This is a genomic window from Sorangium sp. So ce362 (assembly GCF_051519845.1).
Classification (GTDB): Bacteria; Myxococcota_A; Polyangia; order Polyangiales; family Polyangiaceae; genus Sorangium.
In genome coordinates this window covers 8,244,391-8,261,344 of sequence record NZ_CP150332.1, presented here as the reverse complement: position 1 = coordinate 8,261,344, position 16,954 = coordinate 8,244,391, and the positions used below count along the sequence as shown (strand labels likewise).

The window sequence follows — 16,954 nt, the reverse complement described above, 5'->3', positions numbered from 1 at the left end:
TTCCGCAGTATCACAGCGGCCGATGCGGTGGCGAGCAGCAGGTGGGCGTCTGGGTCAGTGGATGGTCTCCTTGGCGCTCTCGATGAGCGCCATCGGCGCCTGCGTCGGCGCGGCGACCGAAGGCGGCGCGCAGGCCGCGTCGCCGCAGGATCCGCCGGCGCAGGGGTGGATCACCGCCGCGACGCCTGACGCCGATGCCGGCCCGCGGTGTCCGCACGGCGCGCTGGAGGACCCGCACCGTGGCTTCGTGCGGTGTCTCGAGCCGGGCGAGGCGGACGCCGGCTGGCTGCCGCCGTCCCCGCAGCCCGAGCCCCCTCCGGACGACGCCGGCGCCCCGCCGCCCGACGGCGGTTCCATCGACGGCGGCGCCCCTGACGCCTCGATCGTCTCGGCCCCGCCTCCTCTCGTGGAGGTCAAGGAGCCCGAGTTCATGAACGGCGACGTCCCGAACGTGGCCAAGCGGCTGGAGAAGGTCTCCCCCGACCTGGCGAAGTGCGTCGCCGATCATGGCGGCCTCTCCGGCGTGACGGGCAGCATCAAGCTCCAGTTCCTTGTCCGCGTCCGTGGCCGAGCCGAGGGCGTCGAGATCCTCGATTCCCGTGGCGTGACCCCCGACGCTCAGCGCTGCATCCGCCAGTTTCTCAAGAACCGGCACATCGGCACCCCCAGCGCCGACCCCGTGGGCGTCACCGTCACCCTCTCCCTCCGCGCCCCGAAATAACGCCCCCGCCCCCCGCCCGCCCCGGCTCCGTCGCCCCTCGGGTTGACGCAGCCCTCCCGGACTCTATCCTGCCGCGCCGCTGTGCCCGATCCAATGCTCACCCGCGAGATCGCCCGCCGAAAGACGTTCGCGATCATCTCCCACCCCGACGCTGGCAAGACCACGCTCACCGAGAAGCTCCTGCTGTACGGAGGCGCGATCCAGCTCGCCGGCGCCGTGAAGGCGAAGAAGGCGCGGGCCCACGCGGTCAGCGACTGGATGGAGATGGAGCGCGAGCGCGGCATCTCCATCTCCACCAGCGTCCTCCAGTTCCCTTACAAGGGCCGCCTGCTGAGCCTGGTCGATACGCCCGGCCACGCCGATTTCAGCGAGGACACGTACCGCGCGCTCATGGCGACCGACGCGGCCATCATGCTCCTCGACTGCGCGAAGGGCGTCGAGGTGCAGACGAAGAAGCTCTTCCGCGTCTGCAAGCTCCGGCAGATGCCGATCTTCACCTTCGTCAACAAGCTCGACCGCCCCGGGCGCGACCCGTTCGAGCTCATCGGTGAGGTCGAGGAGGTCCTCGGCATCGGCGTCTACCCGGTCACCTGGCCCATCTCGGCGGGCGGCAAGTTCCGCGGCGTGTACCACCGCGAGCGCAAGCAGGTGTTCCTCTTCGAGCTCGTCGCGCACGGCGCCGAGATCGCCCCGATGGAGGTCGTGTCGCTCGACGCGCCCGAGCTCGTCGAGGCGCTCGACGAGGAGGGGGCGCGCCAGCTGCGCGAGGACATCGAGCTCATCGACGCCGCCGGCGACGCGCTCGATCGCGGCAAGCTCGCCCGCGGCGAGGTCACGCCGATGTTCTTCGGCAGCGCCATCACCAACTTCGGCCTGCCGCAGTTCCTCGACGCCTTCATCGAGCTCATGCCCCCGCCCGCGCCGCGCGGCAGCGACAAGGGCCCCATCGCCCCGGACGACGACCGCTTCACCGCGTTCGTCTTCAAGATCCAGGCGAACATGGACCGGGCCCACCGCGACCGGATCGCGTTCCTCCGCGTCTGCTCCGGCCGCTACGAGCGCGGGATGAAGGTGCACCACGTGCGCCTCGGCCGCGACATCCGGCTCACCAACCCGGTGCAGTTCATGGCCCAGGAGCGCACGCTCGTGGACGACGGCTTCGCGGGCGACATCATCGGCGTCTTCGACCCGGGGCTGTTCCTCATCGGCGACACCCTCTGCAGCGGCCCGCCCGTGAAGTACGCCGCGCTGCCGCAGTTCCCGCCGGAGCAGTTCGCCCGCGTCGCCATGCTCGACCCCATGAAGCGCAAGCAGCTCAAGAAGGGGCTCGAGCAGCTCGCGCAGGAGGGCTCGGTCCAGCTCTTCCGGCCGCCGGAGGGGCGGGAGGGTGAGGCCATCCTCGGGGTCGTGGGCGAGCTCCAGTTCGACGTCGTGAAGCACCGGCTCGCGGCCGAATACGGCGTCGACGCCCGGATCGAGCGGCTCTCGTTCAGCCTGGCCCGCTGGGTCGAGGGCGAGCCGGTGCCCCTCGCCGAGCTCGAGTCGAACCTCTACGGCTACGGCGCCCTCGACGTGCACGGCAACGCGGTCGTGCTCTTCAAGGGCGAATGGCAGCTCGACGCCTGCGCCAAGGCGTTCCCGAAGGCGCGCTTCGTCGAGCTCGGCGGCTCGATCTCCCCGGTCTGAACGAGCGGCGCTACTGCGCGAGGAGCGCCTTCAGGTGCCGCACCGACGGCGAGCCGTGGCTGAGCAGGCGGTCGTGGTAGGCGCGCTCCGAGAAGCCCGGCTTGGCCTGGTGCTCGGCGCGCAGGCGCATCATCTCGGTGAAGCCGTGGAAGTACGTGGTGAGCTGCGCGCTCGTGAGCCGGGCGCGCCGCCACTTGCCGACGGCCTCGCCCTCCTCCTGGAACGCGTCCTTCGTCATGAGCGCGAGCGCCTCCTTCTCGTCCATCGCGCCCGCGTGCACCCCCTGGTCGATGATGGCGTTCGCCGCCATGCGCAGCACCATCTTCTGGCGCTGCATCCGCACCTTCGGGCCGCCGAAGCCGTGGTGGGCCATCAGCCACTCGGTGTAGACCGCCCACCCCTCGACGAACGGGCCGCTCGAGAAGACCGCGCGGAACTTCGAGGGGAACTCGTTGTTGTGCATGAGCTGCAGGAAGTGCCCCGGCATCGCCTCGTGGATGGTGAGGTCGGCGAGCATGCTCGTGTTGTACTCGCGGTAGAACGAGTCGACGCGCGCCTTCGGCCAGTCCTTCGGCGTCGGCGCGATCGCGAAGAACGTCTCCTGCTTCGCCTCGAGCGGGCCGGACGCGTCGCAGTAGGCGATCGCGACGCCGCGGCGGTACTCGGGCATCTCGATCACCCGGCAGGGCTCCTCCGGGACGCGCACGAGGTCGCGCTTGCGGACGAAGTCGGTCGCCTCCGCGAGCAGCTTCTCCGACGCGTTCACGATGGTGGCGTTCGTCGGGCGATCGGCCGCGATCGCGTCGAGGACCCTCCGGATCGCCGCCATCTTCTCGTCCTGCGTCTCGACCCGCGGGAACGGCTGCTTCCCGAAGAGCTCCGGCCAGAGCTCCCGCGAGGTCTCCAGCATCTCGGCGTGCGTCGCCGCGAGCAGCGCGCGGGCGCCCGTCACCACGCCGTCGACGTCGACGGACGCGTCGTCCAGCGCGAAGCGGAGCTTCTTCTCGAAGCGCGCGCGCCCCAGCCGGAAGTCGCCGTCGCTCCGCGGGAGCAGGTCCTTCTCGAGGAACGCCTGGAAGCCCTCGAGCGCCGCGGCGGCGGCCTTCGCGGCCGCGTCGAGCTCGGCCTCCTGCGCCGGCGCGGACGCGAACAGCGCCGGGAGCTCGGCCTTGCAGAGCGCGATGAGCCCCTTGTTCTGCGCGATCGCCGTCTCGGTGTGGATGCGCGGCGGCGCCGCCGTGAGGCGCTGCTGCGCGCTCCGGACGAGCGCGGGGATGCCCGAGAGGCGGCCCCCGAGGCTCCGCAGGCGCTCCTCGAGCGGCGCGAAGCTCCTCGTGATCAGCGGGTCGAGCCCGTCGCCGATGAGGCCGGTGGTGACCATCGGGTTCCACGTCGCCTCGCGGAGCTCGTCGATCGCGAACAGCCACGAGCGCAGCTGGTTCTCGATCATCGCCGCGTCGACGCGGCTCTGGAGGCCGAGCTGCTCCAGCGGGAGCCCCCGGAGCTCGGACAGCGCGGCCTCGATCGTGCGCCGGCGCGCCGCCTCGCCCTGCTCGGTGACGTCCGGCCACGCGCCGTCGTACCGGTGGTCCCCCGCCTCGGTGGCGCGGACCGGCTCGTCGCGCAGGTACTCCTCGAGCACGCGCGCCGACAGCGCCGCGAGCGCCTGCTCGGCGCCCGCCTCCGCGCCCACGGCGCCGGGCGGCGCCACGGCCGCGCTCACGACGGGCCCCTTCGCCCCGGGCTGCGCGGGCGGCGCGACCGTGGGCTCGGCTGACCCGCACGCGCAGAGCAGCGCGACGAGCAGGGGAAGGCCGCCGCGTAGCGACCTCTGGACGGTGGAGAGCTCATCGAGGAGACCATGGTGTCGCACCTGCGCCTTCTAGCGAAGGCCCGCGGAGAAGGGAACGCGCCCCGGGGAGCGGCGGCCTCCCTCACGGCGGGCTGCCGAGCGAGGCCTTCGCGAGGCCGGAGATCGCGTCCATGTCGGTCTGCACCGCGTCGAGCAGCAGGCCGAGCGCGAGCCGCAGCTGCTTCGAGTTCGGGTGCCGGAGGATGCGCGCCACGCTCTCGGCCGCCAGCTCGCTCAGATCGCGCTCCACGTAGCGATCGATGTGGGCGCTCGACAGCGCGAGGCCCGGGAAGGCGGTGCGGCAGAGCGCGTCGACCAGCTCGCCCACGATGCCCGGCGCGATGGCCGCGCTGCTCAGCGCCATCCGGGCCTTCTGCGCGCCGATCGTGCACGACTCGGTGCGCAGCTGGCTGATCACGGGCGAGCCGAGCGCCGCGTGCCAGCGGGAGAGCTCGGCGGCCCGGCTCGCCTCGAACTCGCCCGGCGGCGCCTCGGAGACCGGCAGGAGCGCCGCCAGGTGATCGGCCGAGCCGGGATCGATCGCGACGCGGCGCACGATGATCAGGTCATGCGCACGCAGACATCCGAGGAGCAGCCGCGCTGACGCGTCGCGAAGGAGCGGCGCGAGCGCGGCGGCGATCACCGTGAGGGGCGAGCCGATGAGCCCCGGGCTCGACCCCCGCCCGTTGCCCGCCCCAGCGCCGCGGAGGCGGTACGCGCTCGAGCTCGGCGGCGGGCGCACGCTGTTGGGAGGGGGGATGCTCGACGGCGGGTTGGGGTCGACGACCGGCGATGCGCCGGGCACCTGCCCGAAGCCGCGGCTGCTCGGCGGCGCCGGGCTGGCGAGCCGGCCGGCGCCGCCCGCCGGCGGCCGGCTCGACGGCGCGCGCACGCCGGCGCTCCGCGGCGCATCCTGGAAGAGCGGCGGCACCGGGGTCGGCCTGCTGCGCCGCGACTGCGTGGTGCGCTCCGCCACGACGTGCAGCGACGCGAGCTCGATCGCGCGCAGCGCCGGGACGCCGCGCGGCGCGCGGGCCGCGATCGCCGCGGCGAGCTCTGCCTCCCTGCCGAGGAGCGGCTCCTGCTCGCCGGTCTCGCGCAGCAGGTTTCCGGCGAGCTGCGCGCACCGCTCCGCGGCCCTCTCCGCGGCGCTCTGCGTCTGCGGATCCTTGAAATACAGCGTCAGCTTTCCCCTCACGGTCTCGCGGCGCATGGCGGCCGTGACGACCTGCGAAGCGCTCTCGACGTCGGCAGGCTCGCGGCTCCCGAAAGGCCAGAATCCCATGCGGCCATTCTCGCGCGATCCGTGGCCCGGGCGCGAGCGCTTCGAGCGCGCCCTCGCGCCCGCTCAGCGGCGAGGCGGCGCCGATACATAGCGATTGCCGCGCTCGTAGAAGCGCCACGGTTTCTTCGCCCACACACCTGCGTAGTCCACGTTGATGCGAGGCGACCTGCCGATGGGCCCAGCCGCGCCGGGGAGCAGCGAGAGCTGGGCTCCGCAGACATCCATCCCGTAGGCGGAGCGGTCGAGCCCCAGGGCCTTGCAGAGCTTACCAGGGCCGTTTGTCAGCTCGACCCGCCCGGCCGCGACGCCCCGCCGGCGGCTCATGAGCGTGAGCCCGAGCACGGGCTCGATGGCGCGCACGAGCACCACGTGCGGCTCCCCCTCCGAGGCCACGACGAGGTTGAACGCCCAGTGCATGCCGTAGAGCATGAACATATAGGCGTGGCCCGCCGGGCCGAACATGACCTCCGTCCGCACGGTCCGTCGCCCTCCGGCGCTGTGCGCGGCGAGATCTTCCGGGCCGCGATAGGCCTCGGTCTCGACGATCCGTCCGGCGGCGATGCCCTCGGGGCTCCTGTGGACGAGCACCTTGCCGATGCACGCCCGCGCGACGAGGAGCGGGGGTCGAGCGTAGAAGTCGCGCGGCAGCGGCGCTGCCCCTTCGAGGAGCGCGGCGGCTCCGTCGCGGGGCGCGTGAGGCTCGGGCGTGGGGCGCATGGCGGGCTCTCGGCTCTCCGGCGGGACGTCCGGCGCGCGGGACGAGCGCGCCCCGCTCAGTGGGGGCGCGCCGCCCGGAAGCGCTCGTCGATGAACGAGAGCACGTCGTCGCGGTGCTTCGTGGCCTGGAGCTCGTGGTGGAACACCGCCGCGATGCGCATGCCGGGCTCGATGACGTAGGTGACCCGCCGGGCGACGCCGATGATCGGCCAGAGGACGCCGTAGGCGCGGCACACGCTGCGGTCGTCGTCGGCGATCATGGGGAAAGCGACCTTGTTCGACCCGGCGAACCTGCACTGCGTCCTGTGATCATCGGTGCTGATGCCGACGATGCTCGCCCCGGCGAGCACGAGCTCGGCGTGGTTGTCGCGGAACTGCCTGGTCTCGACGGTGCATCCGGGCGTGAACGCCTTCGGGAAGAAGAACACGACCGTGCAGAGCCCGCCCTGCCCGGACAGCACGAAGCGCTGGCCGTCCGTCGCCAGCTTGTCGATCTCCGGCGCGAGCTCACCGACCTTCAGCATGTCGCGGCAATCTGCCGCAAGTCGCCGCCCGCGTCGACTGGCGAGGCGAGGCGGCGCGGTCACGCCGCGTGCCGCGCTCCGCCCGCCCGACGTCACGTGTCGATGCCGAGCCGCTTCAGCCGGTAATAGAGGGTCGTGCGCTGCATGCCGAAGTGCCGCGCGACCTCCGCCTTGTTCCCTCCGCAGCGCTCGAGGGCGGCGAGGAGCTCCCGCCGCTCGATGTCGTCGAGCTGCGAGCTCAGGTCGAGCTTCGGCCGCGACGACGCCGGCGACGCGAGCGCCTTTCCGGTCGCGTCCCCCTCCGGGTCCGCGGCCTTCGGCGCACGGGCGGGCGGCTCGGCCGGCTGGGGGCGCGCGGTGAACGCGAGGTGCTCGGGCAGGATCACGTCGCCGCGGGAGAGGATGGCGGCGCGCTCGACCACGTTCTCCAGCTCGCGCGTGTTCCCCGGCCACGCATAGGCCGTGAGCTTCGCGATCGCCTCGTCCGAGAGCGTCGTGGCCGCGCGCGCGTTGCGGCGCGCGACCTTGCGCAGGAAGTGCTCGGCGAGGGCGAGGATGTCCTCGCGCCGCTCCTGGAGCGGCGGCAGCCGCAGCGGGAACACCGAGAGCCGGGAGACGAGCTCGGGCAGCACGCCCGCGCGCGCCCACGCCTCCTCGATGCCGGGCGTGAGCGACAGCACGACGCGCACGTCGACGCGGGTGATCTCGGTCGACCCGAGCCGCTCGACCTCGCCGTCGGTGAGCATGCGGAGCAGCCGCGCCTGGAGCGAGGGCGTGAGCGGCGCCGGCTCGTCGAGGTAGATCGTCCCCCGGTGGGCGAGCTCGAGCCGGCCCGCCCGCTCGGCGAACGCGCCGTCGAAGGCGCCTCGCCGCCAGCCGAACAGCTCGCGCTCGAGCGCGTCGCCCCGGAACGCGGCGCACGTCACCTTGACGAACGGCTGCTCTTCCCGCGGGGAGCCCACGTGGATCGCCCGGGCGACGACCTCCTTCTCCGCCCCCTCCTCGCCCTCGATCAGCACGTGCGTCGCGGCCTTCGCCACCTCGCCGATCCGGGCGGCGACCTCGCGCATGGCCCCGCTCTCGCCGGCGATCTCCCCGAAATCGATCGGGTCCCGCTGCTCGCGCTCGAGGTAGCCGGCGTAGTGCGCGAGCTGCTCGCGCAGCCGCCGGTTCTCCCGGAGGGTCGCGACCCCGCCGATCGCCTGCCGGAGGATGACGGCGAGCTCCTTCGAGTTCCAGGGCTTCTGCACGTAGCGGTCGACCGCGCCCGAGTTGACCGCATCGATGAGCACCGTCATGTCGGCGTGGGCGGTGAGCAGCACGCCCGCGGCGTCCGGCCGCCGCTCCTTCGCCTGCTTGAGGAACTCGATACCGCTCATCCCCGGCATCCGCTGATCCGCGACGATCACCGCAGGATCGAGCCGAGCGAGGAGCGAGAGGGCCTCGGCGCCGCCCAGCGCATAGTGGACCTTGAACGACTTCCTGAAGGCGAACCGGAACGCATCGAGGTTGTCCTGCTCGTCGTCGACGACGAGGACGTCGAAGCTGTTCCAGTCCAGATCGCGCATCGGGTCGCCCTGCCTCCCAGAGTTACTACAGCTCGGCGCGACCGTGGCAGCGGAGGTGGCGCGCCCGGGCGCGCGCGCCTGCGCCGCGCCCGGACGGGGGCGAGCATTCGCCCGCCCGCGACGCCGGCGGCACCGGGTCGGATCGATTTCTCCGCCGGCCGAGAAATACGCGGTAAGCTCCGCGCCCGCCCGCGAAGAAGGTGGGCTGGGCGAGCCCCACACGGAGGAAGCCGGATCATGCTCGAGGACGTCATCAAGGAGCTGCGCGAAGGGATCGACAAGGCCATCGAAGCTCTCCGGCGAGACCTGGCGAAGGTGCGCACCGGGCGCGCGAACGCGGCCATGCTCGACGGCATCCGCGTCGATTATTACGGCGTGCCGACGCCGCTCGTGCAGATGGCCACCGTGTCCGTGCCGGAGCCGCGGCTCATCACGGTCAAGCCCTGGGAGAAGAACCAGGTGAAGGCGATCGAGAAGGCGATCCGGGAGAACGACCTTGGCTTGAACCCCCAGGTCGACGCGGATCTCATCCGTCTCCCGATCCCGCCGCTGACCGAGGAGCGGCGCCGCGAGATGGTGAAGCTGACGAAGAAGAACGGAGAGGACTGTAAAGTTGCCATCCGGAAGCATCGTCGGGACGCCAACGAGATGATCGACACCCTCGAAAAGGACGGCGAGGTCAGCGGAGACGAGGCCGACCGCTCGAAGAAGAAGGTCGACGACGTGGTGGCCGAGGGGACGAGGCTGGTCGACGCGGTGATCGCCTCCAAGGAAAAGGACATCCTGGACGTGTGAGCGGGATCCGCGGCAGCGTGGCGCCGGCCGCCGAGCTCGAAGAGCGGGGTGGTGGCGCTGCGTACGCCCGCGCGTGCGCCTCGTCGAAAACGACCCGGAGGCGCCTCGCCGTGCTGTCGGGGCGCGCGACCCGAGGCCGTGCCGGGACCGAGGCCACCGAGGCCCGGGGCCGACAATGAAGCGTTCAATGAAAAAGAGGCTTGCGGTCCCCCCGGTCCGAGTCGGTAGGATCAGGAAGGTCGGCGAGTGGACGTTTCAAGACGCCCGTTGCGGTGCGAGAGGCCCTGCTTGACAGGTTTTCGGTAGCATGAAACGGTTGGTGTTCGAAGCCGAAGGCCCGGAGCCGTCTCAAGGATTCCCGAGGTTATGCGAGCGATCGCTTCAGGAATGACGGACGTTGGTCTCCAACGCGACCACAACGAGGACAGCTACGCCGTCCTGTCGGAGTACGATCTGTTCATCGTCGCGGACGGCATGGGGGGCCATCGCGCGGGGGACGTCGCCAGCAGGCTGGCGACCGAGTCGATCGCGGACTTCTTCCGGTCCACGTCGCGGGAGGACGCCACCTGGCCGTTCCACTTCGACACCAGCCTGTCGGAGGAGGAGAACCGGCTCCAGGCGGGCATCCGCGTGGCCAACCGTCAGATCTTCGAGCGCAGCATCCGGTCGCGCGACTGCGCCGGGATGGGCACGACGGTCGTGGGGGCGCTCTTCTCGAAGAAGAAGAACCGCATCTACGTCGGCCATGTCGGCGACAGCCGCGCGTACCGCGTCCGCAAGGGCTCGATCAGCCAGCTCACGCGCGATCACTCGCTGTTCAACGACTACATCATGGCGATGCCCGAGCTCACCGAGGAGCAGCGGGCCGAGCTCCCGCGCAACGTCATCACCCGCGCGCTCGGGATGAACGACAGCGTCGCCGTGGATCTCATCAACGACGAGCCGCAGCCCGGCGACGTCTACCTGCTCTGCTCCGACGGCCTGAGCGGGATGCTCTCGGACGACCAGATCCTCCAGATCGTGAGCTCGACGGCGGAGGTGCCGGAGATGTGCCGCCAGCTCATCGCCAAGGCCAACGAGAACGGCGGCGAGGACAACATCACGGCGCTCGTGATCCGGATCGACGATCAGGACGAGGTCGCGCTCCCGAACAGCGCGACCATCGGCCCGCCCGCCGACTCGCAGCAGGTCACCCTGGGCGAGCGCTCGACGGTCCCGGCGGTGTCGGGCTCGCGCTCCGAGAAGAGCTGACGCCCGGGGCGCGCGGTCAGCGCCCCGCGCGTCCCGGTCGGCTCAGCCCCCGCAGCTGTCGAAGGCCAGGGTGCCCCGCCTGATCTCGCAGATATCGCGGCCGCTCCTCACGGCCGTGCACTCGAAGACGACCCAGATCTTGCCAGCGTTGACCCCCTGCTCGCTGTCGGGATCGAACCAGAACGTGCACTGTTCCTCCGTCGTGGAGGTGAAGGTGATGCCGCTCGTCCTCGCCGACGAGAAGCTGACGCTGCCGGTCGCGGGCATCTCCTGCGTCGCCGCGGGGCTGATGCCGTCGATCTTGACGCGGATCTCCGTGGCGGTGGCGCTGTTCCTGGCCTTCCCCGTGACGGCGAAGGTGCCCGATCCGGTCACGGTGCAGTCGACCGTGGCGCCGTCCTCGCCGTCGGCGAGCATCTGGACCCTCTGGTCGGCGGTGATGTCGCCGAGGGTCTCGGAGTGCCCTGACACGTTGCAGTTGATGCCTGGGTCGACGAAGTTCAGGGAGTAGGCGGCGCGCGGGATAGGCGCCTCGGGGTCGCTGCAGCCGAGGCCGAGCAGGGGTAGAAGACCGAGCACGGGCACGAAGCCGAGGCGGGCGAGACTCATGGCAAGCTCCGGTGGTAGATGGCGGCCCCGAGGCCGCACCTCGCTTCTATCGTATTCGGGGGCCCGCGATCAAACGGCGGCCGCGCCTCACGCGGCGAGCGCGAGCCTCCGCGCCCCGCGCGCGCCTCCGCGCCGCGGGCGCTCGCGCGTCCGGCGCGCTCACGCGGTCGACGCCGGCGCGCGCGCGTCCCCCAGCGCCTGCGCGATGTCGTTCCAGAGGTCCTCGCTGGCCTCCAGGCCGACCGAGAGCCGGAGGAGGCCGTCGGCGATGCCGAGCGCCTCCCGCGCCGCCGCGGGCACGGAGGCGTGGGTCATGAGGGCGGGGTGCTCGGCGAGCGACTCGACGCCGCCGAGGCTCTCGGCGCAGGAGAAGATCGCGAGCCGCTCGAGGAACCGCGAGGCGACGGGGAGGCCGCCGCGCACGACGAGCGAGATCATCGCACCTGGCGCGAGCATCTGCCGCGCGGCGAGCGCGTGGCCGGCGTGCGTGGGCAGGCCGGGGTAGTGCACCGCCTGGACGGCGGGGTGCTCGGCGAGCTTCGCGGCGATGAGCGCGGCCGACGCGCACTGCTGGCGCACGCGCACGCCGAGCGTCTTGATCCCGCGGAGCACCATGTAGCAATCGAACGGGCTCGGCACGGCGCCGAGCGCGTTCTGCAGGAACCCGACCCGCTCGGCGAGCGCGTCCTCCGAGGTGATGAGCGCGCCGCCGACGACGTCCGAGTGCCCGTTCAGGTACTTCGTTGTCGAGTGCGCCACGACGTGGGCGCCGAGGTCGAGCGGCCGCTGGAGCACCGGCGTGGCGAACGTGTTGTCGACAACGAGCAGCGCCCCGTGCGCGCGCGCGATCCCGGCGATCCCGGCGATGTCCGAGATCTTGAGCATGGGGTTCGTCGGGGTCTCGATCCAGATCATCCGCGTGGCCGGGGTGAGGGCCTCGCGGACGACGTCGAGGTCGCTCATGTCGACCGAGGTCGAGCTGATGCCCATCGGCCGCATGACCTTGTCGAAGAGCCGGAAGGTGCCGCCGTAGACGTCGTCACCCGAGAGCACGTGATCTCCGGGCCGGAGCGTGTGGAGCAGGGTGGCGGTCGCCGCGGAGCCGCTGCCGAAGGCGAAGCCGTGGCGCCCTCCCTCGAGCGCGGCGAGGCACGTCTCGAGCGCCTTGCGGGTGGGGTTGCCGCTGCGCGAGTACTCGAACCCCTTGTGATCGCCCGGCCGCTCCTGCGCGAAGGTGCTCGCGAGGACGATCGGCGTCATGACCGCGCCGCTCGTCGGATCCGGCGGCTGCCCGGCGTGGATGGCGAGCGTGTCGAGGGCGAGCCTGTCGTGACCTAGGTGGGGCTTCATGCGAGCGAGACTTATCCCATGGGCCGCGTGCGTCCACCTTTGGCGGGCACGAGGGCCGGGCGCGCGCGGGGTCCTCCCCCGCTTCCGCGGGCGGAGCTAGCCCCGCGGAGCGCCTGCGTCGACGTCGTCGAGCAGCGCCCGCGCGCTCTCCACGCGGCGCTCCGGATCGTGATCGAGCGCGCGAACGAGCGCGCGGCGCTGCCCCGGCGAGAGCGCCTCCGCCGCGGCGAGCGCGTCGAGGCGGAGGCCCGACTCGCCGATCTCGACAAGCATCGCGGCCTGCTCGCGCGCGCGCGTGAGCGGCGCGCCGGTGGCGAAGGCGACGAGGGTCGCCGCCATCGCGTAGACGTCGCCGCGCGCGGTCGGCGGCGATTCGCCGCGGGCGATCTCGGGGGCAACGAACGGGAGGGTGCCCCGGTCGGCGGTCTCGAGATCCGGATCCATGCCGCGGAACCGCGCGGCGCCGAGATCGACGAGGCCGATGTCGCCGAGCGGACCGAGCAGCACATGATCGGGGCCGAGATCGCCGTGGACGAAGCCGAGCGGCCCCTCGGCGTCCTCGAGCTCCTGGAGCTCGGCGAGGGTCTCGATCGCGGTCCGGACGACGTGGACGACGAGCGAGGCGGGCGGCGACCGGCCGCGGCCGCGCCATCCGTCGAGCACGTCGCGGAGGGAGGCGCCCTCGCGCCGGCTCTCGAGGAGGAAGGGGCCGTGGCGGTCGGCGCCGACGCGCGCGAGCGCGGGCAGGGCAGGGTGCCGGGCGAGGGAGAGCGCCTTCGCCTCGCGGACCATGGCGGCCCGCCCGGCGTGCTCGTGCAGGACGCCGGGGACGAGGCGCTTGCATACGAGCGCGGGAGCGCGCGGCGGGCGTCCGAGCCGGACCAGCGCCACGTCGAACGTGGCGCCCGCGCCGAGGTGCTCGACAAGCTCGGTGCCGTCGGGAGCGGGGTAGGGCATGGGCCCTCAGCCGCCCTCTCCCTGCGCCGGGGCCAGCTCGTCGCACTCGCGGAGCCACCGCAGCGCCTCGTCCGCGCCGTGGCTGCCGCGCATCGCGAGCGTCCACCGCGCGTCGCGCCAGCGCGCCGCGAGCTCGGCCCAGCGCGCCGGCGCGCCTTCGCGCGCGGGGAGGGCGGCGATCCGGTCATCGATGCTCTGGAACGGAAACACCGGCTTGCCGAGCCCGAACCGCGCCTGCGTCCAGTGGACAACCCCGATGAGGAGGCCATACCGGCAGCGGCGGGTCGCCTCGTTCACGCCCACCACCGGCGACCTCCAGTCGAGGTGGATGTCATCGAGCTCCGGCGGCCGCGGCTCGCGCTTGCCCACGCAGACGTGCACCGCCTCCTGATCGGGCCGGTGCACCTCGCGCCAGCTGTCCGCGTCGAGCGGCTCGCCGCCCCGGAGGAGCGAGCCGATGCTCCCCGCGAGGGCGCCGAACAGCGCGCCTCGCTGGTGCTCGATCCCCCCGAGGATCGTGTCGCGCGCCATGCGGCGGCCGCCCGTCCCCGCGAACTGGCCGTCGAGGCGTTCGCGCATCGCCGCCGGCTCGGCGTAGACTACCTTGAATCCCGCGCTCCCGCCGACCCATACGTTGCGCAGATACCTGATCTGCGCCCACAGCCCGAGCGTAGGGTCGATGTCGCGAAACCGCTCGAAGACGCGCGCAACCACGTTGACGCACGTCGGCCCGAGCCGGGTGAGCGCCTCGCCGAGGTCGCGGGGCGCGGGGGCGCCCCAGAACGCGTTGTCCAGGTTGCGCTCCGCCCCGGGGCTGCCGGCGAGCCGGTCGGCGAGGCTCCTCTCCAGCGCCTCGCGCAGCGGGCCTTCCAGCCAGGCCAGGTGCGGGCCCGCCCCTGCGTCGCGTGAGCCGGTCATGCGAACATCGTATCACGGCCGCCCGCGCGCCCGGGCGCCCCGGTGGTGGCCGGATTCGAACATGAAGACGGGAAGGCGGGAAGAGAAAAGATCAATGATCTTCCCGCCTTCCCGCCTTCATGTGAATCACTCCGGGGCACATGGGGCCACGGCCGGCGCGCCGGGCGCCGTGGCGCGGCGAGCTCGCCGGCGAGCGCTGCGCCGCGGCGGCCTGTGGGATGGCGACGCACCTGCACGGGGGGAGGGAGGTGGCCAACTTTTCTTCGCGTCATGCGGCATATCTCTGCGTTCTGCGCGAACGTGCTAGAAGTCTTGAGAGCGGCATGGATCCCAAGATCTTGGAGATGCTCTTCATCGCTGTTAGCAACGGCGTCGCCCTCTTCATCGGCGCTTACCTGGCGCGCAGATCGGCAGATCTCAGCGCGGAGCGGCGGGCCGAGCACGAGGCCAGGGCGGAGCTCCAGAGACAGCGGCGGGAAGCGCTCCTGGTGCGACTGGCCCTCCAGCGGCGCGCGCTCGACGACTACGCGCGGACGATCGTCCGGTGGTCCTCGGCGCCTGCGGCCGGGGCGCCGCGCTCGAGGGAGGAGGACCTCGCGGCGGACCAGGAGTCCATCGCGATGTACGCGCACATGGCCAACGCGTTCGGGAGTCGCCAGTTCGCCGAGCAGGCCGCCGCGACGCTGCACGCGGTGCGCGCCGGCCGGGGCAATGCCCAGGTCTTCCCGTTCTCCGTGCAGATCGCCTCCGCCTGCTACCAGGAGATGATCCGGGCGATCTCCGAGCTCGAGAAGGAGATCGGCCTGCCGGCGCCGCGGTCGCCCGCGCGGCCGTTCCTCCCGGACGAGGAGCTCGCGAAGGAGGCGACTCGGCTGTTCTCCAGGAACGTCGTGGAGCGCTCCGGGATCGATCTCGGCATGGTCGATCAGATCCTGGAGCGCGTCCGGGTGAACCCGTCCGAGGAGACGGACAGCCCCAGATAGAGCTCACGCCTCCCGCGTCACTGGCTCCATCCCAGCCGGATGAGGGCGTAGAAGACCAGGAGGCGAGGCACCCGGAACAGTACCATGGTGAAGAAGTACCGCGGCGGGATCCGGTACAGCCCCGACATGTAGCAGAGCATCGAGAAGGGGATCGGCGAGAGGCTCCCGACGGCGATCGCCCAGTAGCCGTAACGGTCGAAGAGCCGGTCTATCTTGGGCCGCGTCCGCTCGAGGCGCGCCGCGAAGATGCGGAGACGCGCGAGGTGGCCGGCGAGGCGGTACCCCGTGCAGCCGGCGAGGAGCGAGGCCGCCGAGATCGTGATCATGGGCGCGACCTGCGAGCCTCCCGAGGAGATCGCCGTCAGCATGTAGAACTGCGGCGGGATCGGGAAGGAGAACGCATCGGCGAGGTAGGTGCCGACGAACATCCCGGCGAGGCCGAAGCGCTGCACGAACCCGCGGCCGAGCGCGTCGAGCTGGTCGCGCGCGAGGTGCGCCGCGAGCGCGATGAGCGCGAAGAGCGCGCCCAGGCTGAGCACCAGCTGGACCAGCGCGCGCCACAGATCTCGTCGGTCGTCGCGCTGGCGCGGCTCGCTCGTCTGCGGCGTCAGACCGCCTCCTGTCGGCGGCGCTGGAGCCGCTCGATGATCCGCCTGCTGCGGAGCGTGCTCTGAAAGATCCGCGTCGCCTTCTCGAGGGCGTCGAGGAGCCTCTGCGCGGCGCCGTGCTTGTCGACGTAGGCGAACGGCCGGTGCGCGTTGATGACCTCGAACGAGTCCTTCTCGTCCTGATACGCCGAATAGAAGATCACGGGCACTTCCGGCTGCACCTTCCGGATCTGGTCGCAGACCCAGAAGCCGTCCTGCCCCGACATCCGCACATCGATGATCACGGCGCAGGTATCCTCGGTGAACGCGGCGACCCCGTCGAGGGCCGAGGTGCACACGACGAGGTGATATCGCTCCGAGAGGAAGGCGCCGAGCGGCTGCCAGAGGCTGCTGTCCTCATCGACCACGAGCACGAGAGGGAGCCGCGTGGACTCGGGCTTCTCGTGATCCGGCCGCCGGGCTGGGTCGGCCGCGAGCAGGGTATCGGATTCCTTGGACGACATTTGGCCTGGGACGTGGAGGGCGTGTCGGGACACCCATGACACAATGTACCACGTCCTGCGCATCGAGCCAGCGCGGCCGCGCGGCGGTGCGGCGGGCGGCGGTGCGGCGGTGCGGCGGTGCGTGGAGGTTGCCGTCTGCGCGTCTGCGCGTCCGCGCGCGCGGCGCGCCGTGGGCGGCGGCCTGGGATTCGTCTATGCTGGGCGGAGGCGTGGCCTCATGGTGAGGCCAGCTGGCCTGTTGCAGAGCGCTGCGATCGTGCCGGGTCGCTCGCTCGTCTTCTCGTGCGCTGACCCGGGCAGCCGGTCGCTCGCCGGGAAGAGCCCTACAACCGAGATGAGCTGCCCATGAAGAACGCAGGACTCCGATCGATTCCCCTCGTCATCGCCGCCGCTCTCGGCCTCTCTGTCGCGGGCGCGGCCGGGTGCAAGGGAGAAGAGAGCTTGCATGCGTGCAGTGAGCTCTGCAAGCACCGCATCCTCTGCGCGGAGGAGCAAGAGGCGCCGCCGCCGAGCCAGACCGGCTGTGAGACCGCGTGCCTCGGCATGGAGGGAGCCGATCTCGTGGAACGAACCGAGGCGTGCGTGAACGAGGCGTCCTGTGATTATGTCGCGTGCGCGGACCCCTGA

General features: G+C 71.9%; 17 protein-coding genes. 6 read left to right on the top strand and 11 right to left on the bottom strand.

Features of this window, described 5'->3' with window-relative positions; genetic code table 11:
• The first annotated feature begins 61 nt into the window (after positions 1–61).
• Together WMF17_RS31700 and WMF17_RS31695 are read left to right on the top strand one after the other, a co-directional pair.
• Positions 62–721, top strand: a complete 660-nt coding sequence (locus WMF17_RS31700) for a hypothetical protein (protein ID WP_437596944.1) — start codon at positions 62–64, stop codon at positions 719–721.
• A gap of 93 nt (positions 722–814) precedes the next feature.
• The gene (locus WMF17_RS31695; RefSeq protein ID WP_437596943.1) at positions 815–2,407 is read left to right on the top strand and encodes a peptide chain release factor 3; all 1,593 of its coding nucleotides are present in this window, start codon (positions 815–817) and stop codon (positions 2,405–2,407) included.
• A 10-nt stretch (positions 2,408–2,417) separates the two neighbouring features.
• Here WMF17_RS31695 and WMF17_RS31690 read toward each other — a convergent pair whose 3' ends face one another.
• The 5 genes from WMF17_RS31690 to WMF17_RS31670 form a co-directional block, all read right to left on the bottom strand.
• Complete coding sequence (locus WMF17_RS31690) at positions 2,418–4,280, bottom strand: DUF885 domain-containing protein (RefSeq protein ID WP_437644713.1); 1,863 nt, start codon at positions 4,278–4,280, stop codon at positions 2,418–2,420.
• A gap of 61 nt (positions 4,281–4,341) precedes the next feature.
• Complete coding sequence (locus WMF17_RS31685) at positions 4,342–5,544, bottom strand: hypothetical protein (protein WP_437596941.1); 1,203 nt, start codon at positions 5,542–5,544, stop codon at positions 4,342–4,344.
• A 63-nt stretch (positions 5,545–5,607) separates the two neighbouring features.
• Positions 5,608–6,261, bottom strand: coding sequence for a DNA-3-methyladenine glycosylase (locus tag WMF17_RS31680; RefSeq protein WP_437596940.1), 654 nt, complete (start codon positions 6,259–6,261; stop codon positions 5,608–5,610).
• A gap of 56 nt (positions 6,262–6,317) precedes the next feature.
• Positions 6,318–6,785 (bottom strand): peroxiredoxin, encoded by a 468-nt coding sequence (locus WMF17_RS31675; RefSeq protein ID WP_437596938.1) that lies wholly within the window; start codon positions 6,783–6,785, stop codon positions 6,318–6,320.
• A gap of 92 nt (positions 6,786–6,877) precedes the next feature.
• Entirely contained in the window at positions 6,878–8,353 is a 1,476-nt protein-coding gene (locus WMF17_RS31670; RefSeq protein ID WP_437596937.1) for a sigma-54-dependent transcriptional regulator, read from the bottom strand.
• 237 nt (positions 8,354–8,590) lie between these two features.
• On the opposite strand from WMF17_RS31670, the gene frr reads away from it, so the two are divergent.
• Both frr and WMF17_RS31660 read left to right on the top strand, forming a co-directional pair.
• A complete protein-coding gene (gene frr / locus WMF17_RS31665; protein ID WP_437596936.1) occupies positions 8,591–9,148 on the top strand; it encodes a ribosome recycling factor in 558 nt (185 codons plus the stop codon).
• Positions 9,149–9,535: 387 nt separating this feature from the next.
• Positions 9,536–10,399 carry a Stp1/IreP family PP2C-type Ser/Thr phosphatase gene (locus WMF17_RS31660; RefSeq protein WP_437596935.1) on the top strand — a complete coding sequence of 288 codons (864 nt, stop codon included), beginning with the start codon at positions 9,536–9,538 and terminating at the stop codon, positions 10,397–10,399.
• A 42-nt stretch (positions 10,400–10,441) separates the two neighbouring features.
• Here the strand turns inward: WMF17_RS31660 and WMF17_RS31655 are convergent, their stop codons facing one another.
• The 4 genes from WMF17_RS31655 to WMF17_RS31640 all read right to left on the bottom strand — a co-directional run bounded on the left by WMF17_RS31655 (position 10,442) and on the right by WMF17_RS31640 (position 14,233).
• On the bottom strand, positions 10,442–11,008 hold the full coding sequence (locus tag WMF17_RS31655; protein ID WP_437596934.1) for a hypothetical protein: 567 nt from the start codon (positions 11,006–11,008) through the stop codon (positions 10,442–10,444).
• Positions 11,009–11,167: 159 nt separating this feature from the next.
• Positions 11,168–12,358, bottom strand: coding sequence for a cystathionine gamma-synthase (locus tag WMF17_RS31650; RefSeq protein WP_437596933.1), 1,191 nt, complete (start codon positions 12,356–12,358; stop codon positions 11,168–11,170).
• A gap of 96 nt (positions 12,359–12,454) precedes the next feature.
• Positions 12,455–13,315 (bottom strand): protein kinase domain-containing protein, encoded by an 861-nt coding sequence (locus WMF17_RS31645; protein WP_437644711.1) that lies wholly within the window; start codon positions 13,313–13,315, stop codon positions 12,455–12,457.
• A gap of 6 nt (positions 13,316–13,321) precedes the next feature.
• Positions 13,322–14,233: a hypothetical protein gene (locus WMF17_RS31640; protein ID WP_437596931.1), complete on the bottom strand. Its 912-nt coding sequence runs from the start codon at positions 14,231–14,233 to the stop codon at positions 13,322–13,324.
• A 323-nt stretch (positions 14,234–14,556) separates the two neighbouring features.
• On the opposite strand from WMF17_RS31640, the gene WMF17_RS31635 reads away from it, so the two are divergent.
• On the top strand, positions 14,557–15,216 hold the full coding sequence (locus tag WMF17_RS31635) for a hypothetical protein (protein ID WP_437596930.1): 660 nt from the start codon (positions 14,557–14,559) through the stop codon (positions 15,214–15,216).
• Between the two features lie 17 nt (positions 15,217–15,233).
• On the opposite strand, the gene WMF17_RS31630 is transcribed toward WMF17_RS31635, so the two are convergent.
• Complete coding sequence (locus WMF17_RS31630; protein WP_437596929.1) at positions 15,234–15,755, bottom strand: YqaA family protein; 522 nt, start codon at positions 15,753–15,755, stop codon at positions 15,234–15,236.
• 68 nt (positions 15,756–15,823) lie between these two features.
• The gene (locus WMF17_RS31625; RefSeq protein ID WP_437596928.1) at positions 15,824–16,327 is read right to left on the bottom strand and encodes a response regulator; all 504 of its coding nucleotides are present in this window, start codon (positions 16,325–16,327) and stop codon (positions 15,824–15,826) included.
• A 345-nt stretch (positions 16,328–16,672) separates the two neighbouring features.
• Here WMF17_RS31625 and WMF17_RS31620 point away from each other — a divergent pair, with 345 nt between their 5' ends.
• On the top strand, positions 16,673–16,954 hold the full coding sequence (locus tag WMF17_RS31620) for a hypothetical protein (RefSeq protein WP_437596927.1): 282 nt from the start codon (positions 16,673–16,675) through the stop codon (positions 16,952–16,954).